We start from the raw sequence: 20,665 nt of genomic DNA, 5'->3' as shown, positions 1-20,665 counted from the left end.
CCCTTTTGGGTCTTCATTTTTTGTCTATTTCTCTTTTCACCCGGTCCGGTGTGGAATTTAGTTTTACAAACTGGAATTTACTATTGCAAGTAACCATTATTTGAATCTTTTTTGTGTATTCCTCCAAGTTTCCGAGCGATTGTATGACTGTATTCTCAGCTCCTGCTTCAGAAAAATTTTAGGGCCGCCTCCCAGCAGCCCCCAATCCCATCATGCCTTCATCTCGACGACGACGGCATCATTTACCTGCACCAATTCATCATACAAATAAACAGCAAGCTGCGGTCCTTCCTCAACGGTAAGGGTAACTTTTCCCTCATTCACTTCCACATCAAGCAAGCTGCCGCGGAAATTGATTTTGAAATCATAGCCTTGCCAACTTTTGGGGACGAATGGTTTGAAATGCAGGACGCCCTCTTTCACGCGCATTCCAGCGAATCCTTGGACGATAGCCAACCAGGCACCGCTCATCGAAGTGATGTGGAGCCCGTCATCCGTATCATTGTTGTAGTTGTCCAGATCGAGCCTTGCGGTGCGCGCATACAATTCGACCGCTTTTTCTTCTTTTCCGAGTTCCGCAGCCAGAACGGCATGAACGGAAGGCGATAAGGATGATTCGTGAACAGTCATCGGCTCATAGAAATCAAAGTTGCGTCTCTTTTCTTTCATGCTGTACCGATCATTCAGGAAATAGATGCTCTGCAGCACATCGGACTGTTTGATGAATGGGGATCGGAGTATCTTATCCCATGACCAGTGCTGATTCAAAGGCCTTTCGCTCGGATCCAAAGTATCGGCAGGACGAAGGTCTTTATCAAGGAACGTGTCATGCTGGACGAATACGCCGAGTTCTTCATCATACGGATAATACATCCGGTCAATGATATCTTTCCAGTGGCCCGTTTCCGTTTCCGTCAGGCCATGCTCTGCCCATTTCTCGGGGGACACTTTTTTGAGTGCGTCCAGCGTGTACTGCAGCGTCCAGGTCGCCATATTATTGGTGTGGTAATTGTTGCTTACGTTGTTTTCGTACTCATTCGGGCCAGTCACGCCATGGATCATGTATTTTTGATTGCGTTTGGAAAAATGGACCCGATCTGCCCAGAAACGGGAAATACCGACGAGGACATCGATTCCCGTTTCCACGAGGTAGCTTTCATCCCCCGTATAGTTCGTGTAATTGTAGATGGCATGCGCGATCGCCCCGTTGCGGTGGATTTCTTCAAAAGTGATTTCCCATTCGTTGTGGCATTCGATTCCGTTGAAGGTCACCATCGGATACAAAGCGCCTTTCAGACCCTGCTGGCGTGCGTTGTGGAAAGCACCCGGCAACTGCTGATGCCGGTAGCGCAACAACTGGCGGGTGACTTTCGAATCGGCCACGGAAAGGTACATCGGCACCATGTATGCCTCCGTATCCCAATAGGTGGCGCCGCCGTATTTCTCGCCGGTGAAGCCTTTCGGACCGATGTTCAAGCGTTCATCTTCTCCATAATAGGTAGAAAACAATTGGAAAAGGTTGAAACGGATCCCTTGCTGCGCTTCGTCTTCGCCCATTATTTTTACGTCCGCTTTCGCCCATCTCGCTTCCCAAGCACCTTCATGCGTAGCGAGTAGCGTATCGTAGCCTTCCCCAGTTGCTTCACTGGCCATCTTTTTGGCGATGAACGCCTGCTCAGCATCCGGAATGTCCCGGCTGGTGATGACAGCGACATACTTGTCCAAAACGACCTTTTCGCCCGCGCAAACGAGTCCGGAAAAAGTTTCTTCTACTAAAAGGCCGCTTTCGTTGCTGCCGGTTTGTCCCAAGCCGGAAATACGGTTGCTCATCGCTGCAGTGACCGTGAACTGGTCGATCCCGAACGGATTCGGAATCGTTTTGGCACTCAGGCTGACAGGCGCATCCAAGGTACGCCCCGCTTCTTCCCAGAACATTTCCTCGTAATTCGCATCCTCATTCGTGACGTTCCCGTCCAGACGCGGATGGAATTCCAGATCAGCGGAACCTTTCAGCACTTCTGCCGTGACCCGCACGAGGCATAGCTCCTTCTGTGAGATGCTGACAAAGCGTTCAAAAGTGAACTTGATTTCCGCAGCATCACCCTCACTTTTCCAAACGAAACTGCGGTTCAATACGCCGCGATGCATGTCCAATTCCATGTGGAAATCCGCGACAGGTTGCTTCGCCAAATCAAGCGGTTCGCCATCGATGAGGATGCCGACAGCAATGAAATTCATGGCGTTGATGACTTTCCCGAAATATTCCGGGTAGCCGTTCTTCCACCAGCCCACACGCGTTTTGTCGGGATACCAAACACCCGCCAAGTAGGTCCCTTCATGGGTATCGCCTGAGTAGCCTTCCTCAAAATTACCGCGCATCCCCATATACCCGTTGCCGATCGCGGTCAGGCTTTCCTGCAGCCGCTTCTCTTCTTTATCCAATACAGCCGTCTTTATTTTCCATGGATCGATATCAAACAGTCTTTTCATGAACATTCCCTCTTTCCGAGATCAGATGCCGCTCCTTTTCGAAGCCTGCATAAGAATGATTGTTTTGATGACTCTATTATCCCAATTCCGACCACTGTGTTGCAAGCGCAATCACGATTAACACTACAATGTTTTCATTTTATTCCAAACCTTTTTCCTGCGCGCTCAGACTTCGGTCAGCAGCGCTTCGCCGTAGCTCTTGAACACTATCGGCAAACTTCGTGTCTCCAGCATGCCTTCACTGATTTGATACTCCTGGTCATCCAGCAGATTCCGGTACCCACCGTCAGGCAAATCGACGGCAACCTTGGCCGCTTTCCCGTCCAGACAGAAAATACCCGTCAGCCTTTCATTCCCAAACCGGTAATAGCCGATGACCGTCTCCGAACCGGCGGCTGCCGTCAGGTCATAACTTCCTTCCCGAACTGCCGCCTCCCTTTTGAAGCGTTGCAGTCGCTGCAGCAAAGGCGTCAGATCCTCCTCATGGTTCCATAAAATCGGATCCTTTTCGAACAGATCCGGCAGATGCGCTGTCGCGGTCTCCTGTCCGCCGAAGAGCAGCAGGGTCCCTTTCTGGAAATAGGCAAAGGCCGTCCAATTCCGCAGCCTGCCGAGTTCTTCGATTTTCGAGCGGATGCGCGGATGATCGTGGTTCTCCAGGAAACGCAGTTTGACGTAATTCACGGGGTAGATGCCGTCCTGGAACAGAAGGACATCCAGATAATTTTTTAGGCTGATTTCGCCCCAGAAGTAAGCCTGTTGGAAATCGTGCACATCATAGTCGTAGGTGATATCGAACGCTTCATACAGTTCGCTGTCGGAGTGGCCGATATTGCCGCGGTCCCGATTCATCCGCAGAAAAGTCGGATGGACCGACTCGGCCAACCAGATGACGCCTTCTTTGACTTCCGCGACTTCTTTTCTGGCCCGCATCCAAAATTCCAAAGGCACGAGACTGGCCACATCGCAACGGAAGCCGTCAACAATCGAAGCCCACTGCTTCAACGTTTCAATCTGATAATCCCACAATTCCCGATGGCTGTAGTCCAAGTCGACGATGTCATACCACTCGCCAACTTTATTTCCCATTTCGCCGTTCGGTCGGCGATAGAACCACTCCGGATGCTGTTCAACAAGCTGTGAATCCGGCGAAGTGTGGTTATACACAACATCGATCATCACCTTCATGCCCAATTCACGGATTGCGGCGGCCAGCGCTTTGAAGTCGTCCATCGTTCCGTAGGCAGGATTGACGGCGCGATAGTCTTTGATGGCATAGGGACTGCCTTCCACCCCTTTGCGCTTCGTTTCTCCGATGGGATGGATCGGCATAAACCAGATGATGTCCGCACCCAGCCCGCGGATCCGTTGCAGATCCGGGATGATGGCAGCAAAGGTCCCTTCAGGCGTATGGTTACGCACGTAAATGCAATAAATGATTTCATTTCGTAAGTTCAAAAGCGTGTCTTTTGCCATAAGGATCCCCCTTGACTAGTTTAACTATTGTAATCGGTCTGGAAAATTGCCACACCGTAAGGCGCCAGGTGCAACGTTTCCCCTTCTGTGCTATTCCCTTCATTCTGCAACAGAATCTGGCGGTAACCGTGCTGTTCCAGCGGGTGCAGTACGAATTCGCGTGTTTGATCCGTGACGTTGCAGATGACCAAACCGACTTTTTTGTCCATCACGCGCTCATAGACAAAGAAGTCATCGTGCGTATCCCAGAGCTGATAGTCCCCATCGATGAACAGATCCGTCTTCTTCAGATCCAATACTTTTCGGTAAAAATGCAGGATACTGTCGAAAGCTGCTTCTTCTGCCGCTACGTTGTATTCCGGTTCGACGTTTACGCCGCTCCACGGGCCAACCGTCGAAAAACCGGCAAAAGCCGACTGATCCCATTGCATCGCACCCCGGCTGGCGTCTTTGGAACTTTCCCGCAGATTGTAGAGAACAGCCTCTTCGCTGTACCCCAATGCCAAGGCATCCTTGTAGAACGTTTGTGCTTCCGGCGAATGGAAATTTTTGATGTCATTCAGGAAAAGGTTCTTCATCCCAAGCTCTTCCCCGTTGAGGATGAAGGGGATGCCCTTCTGAAGATACATCAGCGCCGCCAGCATTTTCGCGCTGTTATCGCGGTGGATAGTGTCGTCGCCAATCCGGGAAACGACCCGAGCCATATCATGGTTGTTCCAATAGAGCGTCGGACCGCCGACATCCGCCATCACTTGCTGCCACTCCTGCAAATTTTTCTTGAAGGCGCCGTACAGCAGCTTCGTCTTCTGCATATTGGAGGAAAGGCGCGGGTCTTTCGACTTTTCATCCATCGTGAAATAACGGAAAGTGATGACCGTGTCGCAGCCGCCGTCAACGGGATCCGTATAGGAACGCGCCAGCTCGACGGTGGCCGAGGCTGCTTCCCCGACGATGAACGTGTCCGGATAACGTTCCCGCAAAGTCGAGGTAAAGAATTTCATGTATTCATTGATTTTTGGCAAATTGGCATAATAGTTTTCAGCCAGTCCGATTTCCCCTTCATCCAGCCCTTCCACATCCGGAAAGCCATCTTCCTTTTGCAGATGGATGAACGCATCCAAACGGAAACCATCGACCCCTTTATCGAGCCAAAAAAAGGCGATATCGACCATCGCGCGCCGCACTTCCGGATTGGCCCAATTCAGATCAGGCATTTCCTTCGCAAACAGATGGAAATAGTATTGGTCACCCGATGGTTCCTTTTCCCACACAGTTCCGGTGAAAAAGGATTCCCAATTGTTCGGCAAATCTTTCCCGCCGTTTTTGCCGTCCGCCCAGATATAATAATCGCGGTACGGATTGCCTTTCCCCTTTAAGGCCTCTTGGAACCAAGGATGCTGTTCCGAGGTATGATTCATCACAAAATCGAAGATGACTTTGATGCCGCGTTTGTGCGCCTCAAGGATCAACTCTTCAACCTCCGCCATCGTCCCGAAAATCGGATCGATTTCGAGAAAGTCGGAAATATCATACCCATTATCGACTTTTGGCGATTTGAAGATCGGATTCAGCCAAATCATATTGACGCCCAAATTTTGAATATAATTCAACCTGTTGATGACGCCGCGGATGTCCCCGACACCATCCCCGTTGGAATCCTGGAAACTCATCGGATACACTTGATACACAATCAAACCGTGCCACCACTCACGCACATTCCCCATATCAAAAACCTCACTTTTATGATGAGAAAAGCGGAACGGGTTCATTCAGCCCTGAAAGAAATTTAGGAAATCGTACCGACTGAGCATCGTAGAGCGCAATAGGTGCGATTTATCTAATTTCCGAAGGGCTAACCCGTGCAGCTAGCCATCATTATTGATTGTAATAATAACTACCCTAAGCTTACCGAAAAGGGTTAACAAAAACAAATTTATGGACACATAGGATGCACTGTGGGCGCAAGCGCCCAAGTGTATCATGTCTCTAAGCGATTGAAATCGCAAGAGCCATGACAATTCGCGTTAGATACCCGTACGTTGGAGCGCTTCATCATTTTATGTACGGTTTCCCCATTTACTTGGTATAATGATGTAGTTAAAGCAATCAAACTAACTTACTCATCATCCAAAAGGAGCCCTCACTTATGAAAAAAACAATCGGATTCATCGGCAGCGGGAACATGGGCGGAGCCATCATCGGCGGTCTTGTCGGTTCTGCACTTGTTGCCCCTAACCAGGTCATCGTATCCAGCCAAGACAACGAAAGCCTGAAAGCCTTGAAGGAACAACACAGCATCCGCATCGCGGCCGACAACAGACAGGTGGCAGCCGAATCGGATATCCTCTTCTTGGCCGTCAAACCGAATATCTACAATGTCGTCATCGACGAAATCAAAACAGCCATCAAAGAAAATGTCGTCGTCGTTACGATCGCAGCCGGAAAAAGCTTAAGTGACATCGAAGAACGCTTCGGCCGCAAAGTGAAAGTAGTGCGCGCCATGCCGAATACGCCTGCGTTGGTCGGCGAAGGCATGACCGGCATCTGCGCCAATGAAGTAGTGAACGTCGCCGAGCTGACGGATGTCAAAAACATCTTTGACAGTTTTGGTCGCAGCGAAATGGTTGCGGAATACATGATGGATGCGGTGACAGGCGTCAGCGGTTCATCCCCGGCCTTGGTCTTCATGTTCATCGAATCACTGGCGGACGGGGCCGTCCGCGGCGGCATGCCTCGCCAACAAGCCTACAAATTTGCGGCACAGGCAGTACTTGGTTCCGCAAAAATGGTGCTGGAAACAGGCAAACATCCCGGCGAACTGAAAGACATGGTCTGCTCCCCTGGAGGAACGACGATCGAAGCCGTTGCGGAATTGGAAAAAAACGGATTCCGATCCGCTGTCATTTCGGCAGTCCAAACAACCATCGAAAAATCCATCGCTATGAGCAAACCGAAAGAGAACTGAATCTAACCAAAACGAAGAGGAATGTCCCGAAATGGGACATTCCTCTTCGTTTTGGTTTGGTTACAGAATCGTCTCTTATGTGGTTCGGATTCGTGGTGGATTTCCCCGCCAAAATGGTTTTGGCGGGGAATTTCTAGTTGCCCGCGGGCGTTTTTCCCCGCGAAGGTTGCTTTGGCGGGTTTTCTGACCGTGATTTGAACTGTTTTCCCCCGCCAACAAGACTTTGACGGGGAATCTCTGAGCAGAAATTTAATTTCCATGCAGTCCGCCTTCTTTCGGGAACAAAAAAACTCTCCCTCGCAAAATTGGAGGAAGAGTTCATACTAATTAATGCTGGTGGTGATGATGCCCGGCAGCTTCGGCTCCGTCATCGATGTCCTCTTTTTGGACCCCTTTTTCCTGACACTCAGGACAGATGCCGTAGACTTCCATGCGGTGATGGCTGACTTGGAAACCAGTCAAATTCTCGGCGACCATCTCCACATCATCCAATACCGGATAATAGAGATCGACGATTTTTCCGCAACTTTCGCAGATGGCATGGTAATGTTGCGTATTGCTGAAGTCAAATCGGCTTGAAGCATCTCCATAAGCCAATTCCTTCACAAAACCAATTTTTACAAAAAGTCTCAAATTGTTGTAAACAGTGGCTGCGCTCATGTTCGGAAAGCGATCGGCCAACGCTTTGTAGATGTCATCCGCTGTCGGATGCATCTTGGACTCGACCAAATATTCCAAAATCGCGTAACGTTGCGGTGTAATTCGGATATTTGCATTTTTCATTTTTTCGATTGAATCATTTACGACTGTACGGTGCATGGTGTATCCCCCCTCTTATGGAATCACTTGTATATGATAGTCATTATAATTTACATTTAGCTGAGTTCATCATATATCGATTTGCCGAAAATAGCAATACATAAGCCTCTAACATTCACAAAAAATGCTTACTTTTTGTTATCTCGCCGCTGATGATAGCGGATGCAAGGCAACACTTGACTTAGGATACTTTCATCCAATCTTTACACCGGCTCCGGATTGGTATATCCTTAACTTGAATAGCTATTATTAGTCATCTACACAAATTATTGACATGGAGCTGAAACTTATGAAACTTGGCGCCCGCACCTTTAAAACGGGTCTCGCCGTCGCATTATCAATGATCGTCGCCCAATACTTCGGATTCGAAGGCGGAGGCGTCATCGCCGGCATCGCAGCTATCTATTCCACCCAGCCTTCCCTTGGCCGGTCCTACGCGAACCTGAAGAACCGGATCATGGCGAATACAATCGGCGGTTTGGTTGCTGTCTTTGTCGTCATGACATTGGGATACAACATTTACCTCCTCGGCATATCGGTTATGCTGTTGATCGCCATCCTGAATGCCCTCAAGTTCGAAGACGTGATTGGATTGTCGATTGTGACATTGATCGTCATCATGGTCGGCACGGATGACAACTTGTTGTTAAGTGCAACCTATCGCGTATTGGAAACATTCGTCGGCGTCATCATTGCCTTTTTGGTCAATACATTCGTTGCTCCTCCGCGATACGATGAACGTTTGTACCATACTGTGGACTATGCCACTACCGAGTTTCTGATTTGGATCCGCGCTGGTTTGCGCAAGAACACCGAATATTCTATCATGAACAACGATCTGAAATGGGCGCGCACGCAGCTCAAAAAAATGGACAATCTCTATCAATATTTGACTGAAAGCGGTCTGTTCAACAAGCAAAACAAGTATCAGAACAAAAAGATGCTGGTCGTCTACCGCAAAATGATCCAAACGACCCGCTCCGCCTTCCACGTTCTGGAAGTCCTGCACGATTACGAAAATGTTTTCTATCAGTTCCCCGCCGAAATGCGCATCATGATCCGCGAACGCCTGGAAACCTTGATGAGCGGGCATGAACAGATCATGCTGAAATTCAGCGGTCGCGTTCGGGCCAATCAAGTCAATTTTTTTGAAGCCGATAAGGCCCAACGCCATGAAATGATGGACGTCTTTTTCCAGCGTGCCCAAGAAGAAAGTGATTTCGGCAAATACAGCAGTTCCGAAAGCTACGGCATCATCCATCTGATGAGTGCCATCCTGGCCTACGAAGACGATCTGGTCCATTTCAACAAATTGGTCCGCAGCTACAAAGCGACCCCGGGCAATATATCCAAGAACATCAATAATATCGAAGACATCATCCACTAATAATACAAGGGGCGGGCTCATAATGAGACCGCTCTTCTCTTATTTGTGTTTTAGTGGCATAGAGATTTGATCCTGGGTTCGAGTTCACGGCGGAATTCCCCGCCAAAATGGTTTTGGCGGGGAATCTCGTATGGTTTGTGGGCGGTTTTCCCCGCAAAAGTAGTTTTGGCGGGTTTTCTGACTGTAATTTCAACTGATTTTCCCCGCCAAGTTAGTTTTGACGGGTTATTTCTGAGCATCAATTCCATTACCATTTAAAATCAAAAGGGTGTTTCAAAACTAGAATGGCATTTTCTAGTTTTGAAACAGCCCCTTTTTTTGCATTCATCTAGCTTTGGAAAGCCCACTTCTCGATGGCATGGGCCACGCCGTCTTCTTCGTTGGATAAGGTGATTTCATTGGCAATGCTCTTAAGATTATCGGTTCCGTTCGACATCACGACACCCAGACCGGCAACTTGGATCATTTCATAATCGTTCTCGCCGTCGCCCAGCGCCATTACTTCCTCCATCGTGATACCCAAATGATCTGCCAATTTAGTCAACGCGGTGCCTTTATTCGAGCTCTTCTCCATTACTTCCATAAGGAAATCCTGGCTACGGACGATATAGAAGTCATCACGCATCTTGTCGGGAATGGCCGAATCGATGACATCCACCTCATTCGGTTCGCCGATGTAAAGGATCTTCATCAAACCCATCTCTTCACTTACCGCTGTGGGATCCAATACACTGATAGCCATGTTGACGAGGGTGGCATCCTTTTGCATCGATTCCGTCACTTCATCTTCCAAGCTGTAATAATGATGCTCACCCACTAATAGCGTCCCGGCGGAAAAACCTTTTCCGAACTCGTAAATTTCCTGCACTTCAGCACGCGACAACGTTTTTTTGTAGACTGTTTCGTCCGTGTCTGCACGCAGAATGTAGGCGCCATTCTGTGCAATGATATAGTCCTCATGTTCCCCAAAGCCCAACTCATCGGCATACGGTTTGATGCCCGCAGGCGGCCGGCCTGTGCAAAGTACGATTTTGATGCCGCGGCGCATTGCCTCTTGGATCGTCTCTTTTACTTTTTGCGTCATTACTTTCTGTTCATTGACCAACGTGCCATCGATATCGATCGCTATCATTTTTATCATCTGAATACCCCACTTCATCATTATCAGCAACATCATTCTCTGTTCATTGTACCAAAAAATGCGCTAGGATGTGACAATCTTGCATCAGACCGAATGAAAAACGATGCCTAGAACAGTGATCAGTTGGTCGCCTGTACACTAACTCCGGTGGGCCAGTCCTTGGCCGGAGTTCACCGCGGAATCGGGTAATCTTCTCCGGCCAGCATCTCGCGGCCGGAGTTAGGCGCGGTTTCGGCCGCCAAACTCCGGCTAACCCTCCCTAAGCCGGAGGACAGCACCGGACCGTTCTTTTCATACCAAAAAACGGTCGCCTCAAGTGAGACGACCGCCCGGACTACCATCATTTATTCTTTACAAGCACTGTAACGGAAAGGTATTCCACCCGGATGCGGGATAGTCCTTCGACTATTCTCGGTTCATCCAAGTTCGCTTTGCCGTCTTCGATCAACACTCGATAGTCCCCAGCTTCAATATCAAAATCGATGGCATTCGTCTGGCCATTGAAGATGACGTAGTATAACTTTTCTTGGTCCTCCAACTGGTAGACAACAATCTGATAATCTGCTTTCAGTATATTCATGTGTCCCTTGACTTCATCGATGGTCCGCAAGCGGAATAACGGCTCCCGTTTGCGCAATGCAATCAGGCCTTTCATATAATCCACAGCTTGTTTCATCTCGAAACGGCGGTGCCAATCCATGCGGTTGATCGAATCCGGCGCATTGTAGCTGTTCTCAAGCCCGTTCTTTGTGCGCAAAAACTCTTGCCCTGCATGGAGGAACGGAATGCCTTGGCTCAGCAAAACGAAGCTGCTTGCCAAAAGGTGACGCCGCACACGGGAATCCTCCTCATCCCACGGCATCGAAATCTTCAATTTGTCATAAAGCGTCAGATTGTCGTGCGCCTCCACATATTGCACTATCTGAGCCGGAGTCTTGTAGTTGCCGCGACTAGCGGGATAATACGCTCCGCCCTGCAGATTGGTAGCTACCCAACCTTCCATGAACGGTTTGCCGGTGACAAACCCGGTATCGTTCCCGCTGTTGAAGTCGGAACCTTTGATAGCCTCGCGCAACGCATCATTGAAATGAGCCACACCGGGCATTCGGTCCGCATTTTGTTGGACAGCCTTTTCGGAAGGAGGCAGATTGGTGTTCAGAATCCACCCTTCACCGAGCATGATGATGGAAGGATCGATCGCATCCAAAGCGACACGGATTTCATTCATCGTTTCGATATCATGGATTCCCATAAGATCAAAGCGGAATCCGTCCATATGGAAGTTCTTCGCCCAATATGTGATGCTGTCGATAATGTATTTGCGCATCATATAACGCTCCGAGGCGGTATCGTTACCGACACCAGTCCCATTGGAGAGCGTTCCATCAGCATTTTTTCGGAAATAATAACCTGGCACAGTATTTTCCAAAGCATGCAGTTTCGGTAAAAAAACGTGATTGTAAACGACGTCCATGATGACACGGATTCCCGCATCGTGCAAGCCTTGGATCATTTCCTTCATTTCCATGATCCGAACTTCCGGTTGGTAGGGATTGGTGGCATAGGATCCTTCCGGAACATTGAAGTTCTGCGGATCATAGCCCCAGTTGTATTGTTCCAACGGTTTCAACTCATTAACTGTGGAAAAATCGGCCATCGGCAAAAACTGGACATGCGTTACGCCAAGTTCTTTAAGGTAATCCAGCCCGGTCTTGTCGCCATCCGCAGACAAGGTACCTTGCTCGACCACTCCAAGGAATTTGCCTTTATTTGCAATCCCGCTTGTTGGGGAAATCGTGAAGTCACGAATATGTAATTCATAAATAATGGCGTCGACTGGTGAAGCGATCGGCTCCAATCGGGCTCCCCATCTTTTTGGATTCGTGTTTACTGCATCCATAATGACGGAGCGTTCTCCGTTTGCGGTCGTCGCGTAGCTATAGGGATCGACTGTCTCAACAACTTTGCCATCCGGAAAAGTAATGGCATATTTGTAGGCAGTGCCCACATAGTCCCCAATCATAATGAGTTCGTGAGTCCCTCTTCCACCATTCCCCATCGTGTGTCTTTTCTTCTCTTTGCGATACAGACTTTCATAAACGATTACTTCTACGCTGAGCGCAGTCGGAGCCCATAGCCGCAGAATAGTTCGTTGCGGAGTATAAAGCGCTCCTAACTCTCCATCAAATGAATACTTTTTATCAAAAACAGGCGACTGTACAAATTGCTCTAGTCGATCGTCTAAATTATCTAAGTTATATTGATAATAAGTAGTCGATAGAACGTCAGTCCGTTTCCGTTCATCAACTTGTATGTACATGACATTACCTCCGAAAAATCTCTTTTCTGATGAAATTGCCTTTATGCGGATGGCTATCGTGCGGCGGTTTCCAAATTTTCCTGCATATTTGTGAAATACATAGCTTCGGACCTACACAGAACCCCTTTCATAAAAACGCTTACATCATTTGGTTATGCCATAATTATACATCAGAAACGTAATAATATCAATATTTCAAAGACTGTCTTAAGAAGTAAGGACAATAATGTTTTTGTGTTGTACATAAAGCGGAACTTTGTGAAGATCAGATTAAAAACGGTTAACTTATCTGCTTTTTTGTGACTGTAAAAACGATTAAAGCACCAAAAAAAGTCTGTATTTACCGTACAATCCGGTAAATGCAGACTTGATATTTTGTGATTCATTTGTGTTGATTACGTGTGAACCGAATATGGTTATGTCATCTTAGCGCTACTCAGTTGTACCTTCTCCTACAGCTGTTCCCTGATCGATAGCAGTATCGTCACTTGGTACTATCGGAGTTATTGTTGTATCAGTAACCGGTGCGACATATTGATAAGTCGGCGCGACGTAAGTGGGCGCTTCATAAACCGGCTCTTCGTACACCGTTTCTGCCTCGACTGTCTCCTCGATTACAACGGCAGGCACTTCCGGCACGACTAAAGTTGGTGCGATCGGTGTGTAGGCAGGCTTCTCGCCTTCTGCATACAAACCGGCTGTTGTATCGATCATTTTTGTCCGCAGGCTGTTCGCAAACATTTCACCGTAAAATTTTTGACCGGCTTCGTTCAATTCCAGACCGGTTGCATCCATCAAGTTGGGCAAAGTTTCGCCGCGATTCGTCAACTCAGCAAGGAAATCCGCATGCAGATCGTATAAAGGAACGGTGAAAACAGCATTTTGTTCAACCAGATTGTTGGTATAGTTCCGATAATCCAATGAACGTGAATTCCAATCGGCCACTTTGGCTTCTGACGGAGCCGGCGTCATCAAAACGATCAACGCGTCAGGCAAGGCAGCTCTGATTTCATCATAAATCTTGTAGATGTTTTGCGTCGAATCGACCAAACTGATATCAACCACTTGATCGGTCTTCGTCGGGATGGTGTAAAAAATCACATCCGGACTGCTTGCGACCATCTCCTGAACATACTGGCTGCTCAGATAAACCGAGCTGCCGTCGGACGGATGGCTGAAGAATGATGTCGTCAGATTCTCGAGCGGATAATCGGCTTGGATGTCGGCGATGGCTGACTTGGCCCAGACCGCATCGGATGCGACATCCCCGAAGAAGGCGACATTGACTTCTTTCGTATGATGATGAACATATTGCAGATAATCAACAACCGAGGCATTGCTTCTGTTCTCAGCAAAAGCGGCCAAGAATTGTGCATAAGCTTCGGATGTATCGCTCTCAGCGATTGGCGACTCTTGTGAGGAGACCACTTCGGAAACAGTTTCCGTCTGTTTTTCCCCTTCGTTCAATAAGGCCTCTTTTTTACCGGCCGCGTATTTATATCCAAAAAGAACAATGGCAATCGTAAGGATACCCATGATGGAAACAAGCACTATTTCCCTTTTTTTCATTCTGACTCCTCCAATATTTTTTACATATTTCAAATATTGACTCTATATTACAGATACAATTATCATAATATAACGGTTGTATTATTGCACGGTATTTTTTCGTCGGATCGGATTTTTCAATATTTCACTTTCAATATTTCCGATAAAAAACCAGCCGATCTATAAGCTCGACTGGTTGTTTATAATTTGGATTCATCACGAGTTTTGCTGATTATGCGACAGCTGACAGTACCGCTCATACCATAAGTCGACGTATTCTTTGGAAAATGGACCTTTTTCTTCGTTGATCCAGCTCACCAAAATCTTTACGTTCTCTTTCAGGATATGATCGATCTCTTTTGGGTAATTCATGCGATTGCGGTGCAATTCATACTCATCTACATCAAGCAAACGTTTTTCACCATCAGGAAAAACTTTAATGTCCAGGTCATAATCGATGTACTTCAGTGCTTCCTGGTCAATCACATAAGGCGATGCCAGATTGCAATAGTAGGAGACACCCTTTTGGCGGATCATGGTGACGATGTTGAACCAATAATGTTTATGGTAATACAACAATGCAGGCTCTCTGGTGACCCAGCGACGCCCATCTGCTTCCGTTACTAAGGTGTGATCATTACAGCCGATTATGGATTGGTCACTAGTTTTTAATACCATGGTGTCACGCCACGTTCGATGCAGGCTGCCGTCATGCTTATAACTCTTTATGGTGATGAATTCTCCCTCCCGAGGGTTATGCATCACGGTGCCCAACTTTCTACAACTATTTGAGCCCTTGCCGGAAATTTTTTCGGCGGAACTCTCAACTTTCAGTTCATTGAACAGTATATCATAGAATAGAAATAGATTGCGAAACTTTAGCCATTATAGACCAAATTCTTTTCGGGTCTGTTGCTGGAATTGTTGCCACATTTTTTGCTGTGGCACCGGGAAGGCGTAGTCGGCAAAATCGTTTTCGCTGACCCAACGGCATTGTTCGGGCAATGGGCTGCCATCGTTCGTCAACACGCGTCCGTAATAACCGGTGATGTGCCATTTGATGTGACTGAAGACATGATTGACCGATCCGGTTTCCGCCTTCAGCCAGACAGGCTTCAAGCCGTATTTTTCTGCCACAGCTACTGAAAGCTGGGCTTCGATCTGGTTAAAAGACGGCAGCTTTTTGTCGGTCTTCTTCGCTGCTTCCGACAGTTTCGGGAAATCCTCCGCGACCAGCAATTCCGTCTGGATGCTGGCCGGTTCTGGGGTTGTATCCACCGATTCCGGAAGCGCATCGAGGTCGAGCTGGATCAACGGAAAGGTCCAAAAATCCGCCAGCAGACCGCTGTTCGGGCGCTTCTCTAAAAGAAACTGCTTCTCTTTGTTCTGCAGGATGACACCCTGCAGGTTCATCGGCACCGGCCTTTTCGCTTTCGTCTTGACCGGATAAAGGTGCATCGTTCCGTTTTTGTAGGCGGCATTGAATGCCTTGACCGGGCTGATTTCAGGCTGTGGATTCAGCGGCGTGCAGATGCTCGAGCCCAGATCCATCAAGGCTTGGTTGAAGTCGCCCGGACGCTCCGGATCGATCAGTTCGCGTATGATCGCTTCGAAGATTTTCCGGCTGGCTGGTTTGGCGATGTCGGCATCGATTTCGAACAACCGGCTCATGACACGCATGACGTTACCGTCGACTGCCGGCTCCGGGATCTGGAAGGCGATGCTGGAAACGGCGCCGGCCGTATACGGACCGATTCCCTTCAGTTTCGCAATTTCCTGCGGATCTTCCGGGAAAACACCGCCGTATTCGGCGACGATCTGTTGTGCTGCTTTCTGCATATTCTTGACCCGGGAATAATAACCGAGTCCTTCCCAAGCTTTCAGTATCGCATCTTCAGGAGCAGCCGCCAACGCTGCGATGTCCGGGAATTTATCCAGAAAATTTTGGTAATACGGGATCACCGTGTCCACCCGTGTCTGTTGCAGCATAATTTCCGACACCCAAATGCTGTAAGGATCGCTCGTCCGGCGCCAAGGCAGGTCGCGTTTCTCTTTTCCGTACCAATCCAATAGCGCCTTACGGAAAGCTTTTATCTTTTCGGCCGGCCACATTTCAATGCCGGCTGCTTTGAATATTTTTTCGTGTTCCGAATTTGTCATTATTCTACTTCCTGTTCCTTTTCTTCGATATAGGCGGAGATCAGTTCTCCAGGATATCCCTTTTGATAAAGGCCCGACCTGACTTTTTGATGCAGCTCACGGCCTTTTGCTTTTCGCTCATAACGGCGCCAAAGCTTGTCCCCTTGCATGCGCAGTGCGGCCATTTCGTCCTCTTCCTCTTTTTCCGTTTCGATCTCGCCCATGACTTCCAGAACGATGTCGGAAGGATAGCCTTTCTGATGCAGATGGAGGCGGATTTTTGATGCCGCTTCATGCGAAGAAACCCGGCTTTGTTTGCGGAGTTGCTTCTCGGCGATCGATTGGGCATTTTCCAGCTGCAGTTCATGCGGATATTGTTTCAGGGAAAAGGCGATATCCTCTTCCGACAAGCCCTTCCCTTTCAGTTCGTTGGCGATGAGCTGCGGTCCCTTCAGGTTCAAGTTCGCGGCCGTGCGCGTGTAGCTTTCGCCATAGCTGCGGTCATTGACGTATTTTTGGTCTATCAGCCGCGTCAGCGCACGTTCGATCGCGTCCGGACTGATTTCTTCGTCGTGCAGTTTTTTGCGGACCTCTTTCTCGCTGCGCAGACTGTAGGACAGATAATTGACTGCCGTCGTGTAAGCCATGTAATCGTAATTTTCCTTCTCGATCTCGGCGCTGCGCTCTTTCGTGAGCGTCATCCCTTTATGCAAGCCGACCTTGATGAGCACGGCTTCCGATATCGGAAAGCTGTACTCCCCGTCAATGAAGACATTGAAGCGGTCCTTGCGTTTTTTCTGAACAGTTATTTTTGTTACGACAGGCAATTTTTCAGCCTGCTCTTCGGTATGATCCATTTTCTACTTCCTTTCGGCGAATCTCACTTGCTATTATACACGCAAAAACAAAAAGGAACAAAACGTATGTTCGAACTGGCTGCTTGAATCGGTAATCGATCGTCGGTCATCGGTACCGCCCCGAACCGGCTTCGCCGCTGAGTTCAGTGCGCGGCCCCAAACCGACGAAGAATAGACGAAAAAAAACACCAAGTGCTGCCTCATTCCGAGGCAGCACTTGGTGTTTAAATCCCATCACAGAGCCGGTTTTGGTTTGTCCGTCTCTTCATAATCAGGCTCGATGTCATCAGCATCCTCGCCGGCTTCGGCAACGACCGTGTCGCCTCCGAACGGGTCTTTGGAAAATTGTTCTTTTTCCTCCTCCAGTTCTGGCAGGGAATCATCTTTGTCGAACTGCATCTCCGGTAAACGATGACTGTCTTCCGCCATCGCAGGGTCCGCTACCGTTTCCGCTTCGATCGGCTGGCCGGTGATATCATCGGTCACATCAGCAGGCTGTGTCGCAGGAGCAGCCGCAACAACTTCGCTGCTTTCCAGTTGTTTCTCAGCTTCGATGGAATGGGCCGGCACATCTCCGACTTCTTCGCTGTCGGCGGAGGTCCAATCCGGTTTCGTGGCAGTGACGGCTGCGACAGGGACGATTTTTTCGTCAGGCAGAATACCATCGCGAACCAAAAATTCGGCATGTTCATCATTGATCGGAGCGGCATCGTCGATCAACAGCAGCAACTCGCCGTCATCCAAAGCATCCTCAAACCGTTCGTACGTATCCTCATCAATGCCGTAGCGTTCGAAAATCGCTTCTTCCTCTTCTTCGTCCAAATCAACCGTAAAAAATTTTACGATCTTGTCCCACAAAGAATCTTCCTCGCGGTCCTCACCGGTTATGATCACCTGCACCGCAGTCTCTTCCGTAATGTAGTTGCTCTTGCCGTTGCGGGTGATGACCAGCAATTGCTCCGGCGCATATCCCTCATGCTTGATCAGGTGTGTGATTTCGTCGATCACCATTTCCTGATTGGCAAAGGTACCTTCGATTCTCTTGTCCATAACGTTTCCTCCCTTGACTGAAGATTTGTTCTTTGAACTCATTGTAAAATACTTCCACCTGAATCACAAATGATAGCCTACTTTCCCATCATACAAATCATTACTCGGCATCGCTGATCAGAGCGGTGCATTCCTGAGATGGGGCAGATCTCCGTACAGATTCTCCCGTAGCAAATGTAGCGCCTCCTCAGTCACCGGATTGTCACGCAACGAAGGATGCCGCAAAGCTGTTTCAGCCAAAGAAAACTGAAAAATCCGGATATATTCCTCCATCGAAATCGTGGAAAGGCGAGCGGCATTGGCGTGCAGCGCATTGCCCAACAGATTGTGCTCGCGTTCTTCTTTCCGTCCATCGCCGTAATCGAAATTTGTTAAAACGCTGCGCAACAGGTGGTCTTGGCGGTGGACACTCTGGCCGGCCTGTTTGACTTTTTCGGTGAAAAATTGCGGACGCACCGGAAGCTGGAAAACATGCTGATTGACGCAATGGACTTCCACTCCTTTTTCCCCTTTCAGCGCCTGAGAGTGCAGTACCTTTGAAAGATTGATCCAGGAACTGTTTTTGCGGGTCGGACCGTTCAAAGGCAAAAACCGATACCTCCCAAAAATATAGGGAACGCAATGGGAATCTTTGCCGTTGACACGCGTGGAGATGCCCCGAATGAAATCATAATCGAAGCCGATCAGTTCAAACAAGGAGAACATCACACTGTTGCTGTTTTCGCGCGTCTTGATGAGGCGGCCGTCTTTGAAAAAGATGAGCGTCCGAAAATCCGTCCGATGAATCTGCGCATCAAGGCTGAGTATGTACAGAAAAGAGTTGTCCAGCACAAAACGGTCCAAGGCCCAGGCACGCTCCAAATAAGACTGGATGCTTTCCGGATCGAGCAATACCAAGAATGGTTCCGGCTCCTCTTTTTTCTGGCTTTTGTGCGCAAAGGACACCTCCAATGAGGAACGCATATGCGAAATGATCGTCTCCAACATCTCAGGATCAAGCGCTCGCTCCGATTGTCGCTTCAGTTCTTTACGATACTTTTTTGCTGTCTTGTTTTCCATAAAATCCCCCCAAATAGGAATGCTTACCTTCAAAATATACACTAATTTGATGCCGAACGAAATATCAACGCTTACATTTTTTTAGTTAATTGAAAAATAACAGTCAAACTTATCGATCCAATCACTTTTGTCCCAATTATTGCCGGATTTGCCGTTTTGACCCGGATGCACCCGCAACGCTAATATGGGCATCAGCAAGCTTGCCGAGGCCGTGATGAGCATGCCAGGGTACGCCCTGCATCACGCCAGCCACTACATTACGGAGGCAAAGCCATGAATACGAAAAAAAGAATCTGCACTGATGAAGCCGCCACCCTATTGAGCGAACTGTACGCGGGTGTCATCCATCATTGTCTGAACAAAATCAATCGGTATCCGGACCACAACGACTACGACGATTTCTACCAATTGGGGCTGATCACCCTTTTTGACACGTACGAAACTTGCCTAAAGGACGCGCTCGCAAGCGAGAACAGCTTTCTGTTCGTCAGCTATGCCAAACAAAAAATCCACTGGATCTTCCTGGATCAAATCCGCAAGGACCAAAAAAAAACGAGCCGCGAAGCCTACCTTTCCGAAGCGGAATTGGAGGAAATCCCCAACGCCGTTTCGTTTGAAGACCAGCTGGAGCAGGAGGATTTGCTGCAACGCCTTTCCGCCTGTCTGACCGCCGAGGAGAATGCCTACCTGCGTGACGCACTGGATGGCCTGAACATCACCGAAATCGCCAAGAAACAAAAGCTTTCGCGCAAAACGATCTACAAAAGAAGACGCCACATCCAAACCAAAGTCCGCACTTTTCTGAAGGGCTGAAAGACGGGGTTACACATTGCCTATCCCCCTTCGTCGTTATAGGTGTAAGCAGTCATGACACTTACCAGAAAAGAAAATGGAGGAATGCCAAATGGTGAAACAATACGAAGAAGGAAACATCGAGCTTTATTTCAATGATTTTGCAAACGAGAAGGAAGTCAAACAGTCATTCGCGAACCTGAAACCAGGCGTCACCGCTGAACAGGTCCAATCCTTCCAATCAGCCGTATCCGGTCTCGTCGACCTGCCTGCTGCTTACGCAGTCGTTGTCGAAAAGAACCGCTACTCCATCGCCTAAGCCAACCGAAAGCAGCTCGATAATCACTAACCATCAGACATCTAGGAGGAAATGAACATGACGACAACAGTAACCTTGGAATTGAAATTTTTGACGGCCGACGGGAAAACCCGCAACTTGAGTGTCAAGAACCCGAAAAGCGGCTTGACATCCGCTGAACTGCAACCGGCGATGGACGCCATCATCGGCCTGAACGCGTTCGAAGTGAAAGGCATCAACCCCTTCACGGCAGTCAACAGCGCCCGCTACGTGGAACGCACCATCACTGACCTGATCGCCGAAGCCGAATAAGCATAAGAAAAG

The 20,665-nt window shown here is 48.5% G+C and carries 17 protein-coding genes; 5 read left to right on the top strand and 12 right to left on the bottom strand.

Going from position 1 to position 20,665, the window contains the following annotated elements:
- Nucleotides 1-210: 210 nt before the first annotated feature.
- The 3 genes from C8U37_RS02215 to C8U37_RS02205 all read right to left on the bottom strand — a co-directional run bounded on the left by C8U37_RS02215 (nucleotide 211) and on the right by C8U37_RS02205 (nucleotide 5,690).
- A complete protein-coding gene (locus tag C8U37_RS02215; protein ID WP_108031659.1) occupies nucleotides 211-2,490 on the bottom strand; it encodes a glycoside hydrolase family 65 protein in 2,280 nt (759 codons plus the stop codon).
- A gap of 165 nt (nucleotides 2,491-2,655) precedes the next feature.
- Nucleotides 2,656-3,966 carry an alpha-amylase family glycosyl hydrolase gene (locus C8U37_RS02210; RefSeq protein ID WP_108031658.1) on the bottom strand — a complete coding sequence of 437 codons (1,311 nt, stop codon included), beginning with the start codon at nucleotides 3,964-3,966 and terminating at the stop codon, nucleotides 2,656-2,658.
- A 20-nt stretch (nucleotides 3,967-3,986) separates the two neighbouring features.
- Nucleotides 3,987-5,690, bottom strand: a complete 1,704-nt coding sequence (locus tag C8U37_RS02205; RefSeq protein WP_108031657.1) for a glycoside hydrolase family 13 protein — start codon at nucleotides 5,688-5,690, stop codon at nucleotides 3,987-3,989.
- 422 nt (nucleotides 5,691-6,112) lie between these two features.
- Between C8U37_RS02205 and proC the strand changes: the two genes are divergently transcribed.
- Nucleotides 6,113-6,931, top strand: a complete 819-nt coding sequence (proC, locus tag C8U37_RS02200) for a pyrroline-5-carboxylate reductase (protein ID WP_108031656.1) — start codon at nucleotides 6,113-6,115, stop codon at nucleotides 6,929-6,931.
- Between the two features lie 327 nt (nucleotides 6,932-7,258).
- Here the strand turns inward: proC and perR are convergent, their stop codons facing one another.
- Nucleotides 7,259-7,750, bottom strand: a complete 492-nt coding sequence (gene perR / locus C8U37_RS02190; RefSeq protein ID WP_108031654.1) for a peroxide-responsive transcriptional repressor PerR — start codon at nucleotides 7,748-7,750, stop codon at nucleotides 7,259-7,261.
- Nucleotides 7,751-8,039: 289 nt separating this feature from the next.
- Between perR and C8U37_RS02185 the strand changes: the two genes are divergently transcribed.
- Entirely contained in the window at nucleotides 8,040-9,137 is a 1,098-nt protein-coding gene (locus tag C8U37_RS02185; RefSeq protein ID WP_170100163.1) for an FUSC family protein, read from the top strand.
- A gap of 328 nt (nucleotides 9,138-9,465) precedes the next feature.
- On the opposite strand, the gene C8U37_RS02180 is transcribed toward C8U37_RS02185, so the two are convergent.
- The 8 genes from C8U37_RS02180 to C8U37_RS02145 form a co-directional block, all read right to left on the bottom strand.
- Nucleotides 9,466-10,278: a Cof-type HAD-IIB family hydrolase gene (locus tag C8U37_RS02180; RefSeq protein WP_170100162.1), complete on the bottom strand. Its 813-nt coding sequence runs from the start codon at nucleotides 10,276-10,278 to the stop codon at nucleotides 9,466-9,468.
- A gap of 340 nt (nucleotides 10,279-10,618) precedes the next feature.
- Nucleotides 10,619-12,598, bottom strand: a complete 1,980-nt coding sequence (gene pulA, locus C8U37_RS02175; protein ID WP_108031651.1) for a type I pullulanase — start codon at nucleotides 12,596-12,598, stop codon at nucleotides 10,619-10,621.
- A 432-nt stretch (nucleotides 12,599-13,030) separates the two neighbouring features.
- Entirely contained in the window at nucleotides 13,031-14,167 is a 1,137-nt protein-coding gene (locus tag C8U37_RS02170; RefSeq protein WP_108031650.1) for an SGNH/GDSL hydrolase family protein, read from the bottom strand.
- 195 nt (nucleotides 14,168-14,362) lie between these two features.
- The gene (ntdP, locus tag C8U37_RS02165) at nucleotides 14,363-14,908 is read right to left on the bottom strand and encodes a nucleoside tri-diphosphate phosphatase (RefSeq protein WP_068561041.1); all 546 of its coding nucleotides are present in this window, start codon (nucleotides 14,906-14,908) and stop codon (nucleotides 14,363-14,365) included.
- Between the two features lie 123 nt (nucleotides 14,909-15,031).
- Nucleotides 15,032-16,306, bottom strand: a complete 1,275-nt coding sequence (mutY, locus tag C8U37_RS02160) for an A/G-specific adenine glycosylase (protein WP_245879739.1) — start codon at nucleotides 16,304-16,306, stop codon at nucleotides 15,032-15,034.
- Nucleotides 16,306-17,142, bottom strand: a complete 837-nt coding sequence (gene recX, locus C8U37_RS02155; protein WP_108031649.1) for a recombination regulator RecX — start codon at nucleotides 17,140-17,142, stop codon at nucleotides 16,306-16,308. The genes mutY and recX overlap by 1 nt, the downstream gene beginning before the upstream one ends.
- A 234-nt stretch (nucleotides 17,143-17,376) precedes the next feature.
- Nucleotides 17,377-18,192, bottom strand: coding sequence for a general stress protein (locus tag C8U37_RS02150; protein WP_170100161.1), 816 nt, complete (start codon nucleotides 18,190-18,192; stop codon nucleotides 17,377-17,379).
- Between the two features lie 117 nt (nucleotides 18,193-18,309).
- Complete coding sequence (locus C8U37_RS02145; protein WP_108031647.1) at nucleotides 18,310-19,251, bottom strand: competence protein ComK; 942 nt, start codon at nucleotides 19,249-19,251, stop codon at nucleotides 18,310-18,312.
- A gap of 273 nt (nucleotides 19,252-19,524) precedes the next feature.
- Here C8U37_RS02145 and C8U37_RS02140 point away from each other — a divergent pair, with 273 nt between their 5' ends.
- The 3 genes from C8U37_RS02140 to C8U37_RS02130 all read left to right on the top strand — a co-directional run bounded on the left by C8U37_RS02140 (nucleotide 19,525) and on the right by C8U37_RS02130 (nucleotide 20,653).
- Nucleotides 19,525-20,064 carry a sigma-70 family RNA polymerase sigma factor gene (locus C8U37_RS02140; protein WP_108031646.1) on the top strand — a complete coding sequence of 180 codons (540 nt, stop codon included), beginning with the start codon at nucleotides 19,525-19,527 and terminating at the stop codon, nucleotides 20,062-20,064.
- A gap of 91 nt (nucleotides 20,065-20,155) precedes the next feature.
- Entirely contained in the window at nucleotides 20,156-20,362 is a 207-nt protein-coding gene (locus C8U37_RS02135; RefSeq protein ID WP_068561036.1) for a DUF1659 domain-containing protein, read from the top strand.
- Between the two features lie 57 nt (nucleotides 20,363-20,419).
- Nucleotides 20,420-20,653 (top strand): DUF2922 domain-containing protein, encoded by a 234-nt coding sequence (locus tag C8U37_RS02130; protein ID WP_068622645.1) that lies wholly within the window; start codon nucleotides 20,420-20,422, stop codon nucleotides 20,651-20,653.
- The last annotated feature ends 12 nt before the right edge of the window (nucleotides 20,654-20,665 follow it).

The sequence above is a fragment of the Trichococcus patagoniensis genome (assembly GCF_003051085.1).
In the GTDB taxonomy this organism is placed as follows: Bacteria; Bacillota; Bacilli; order Lactobacillales; family Aerococcaceae; genus Trichococcus; species Trichococcus patagoniensis.
This window is presented reverse-complemented; position numbering and strand designations above follow the sequence as displayed.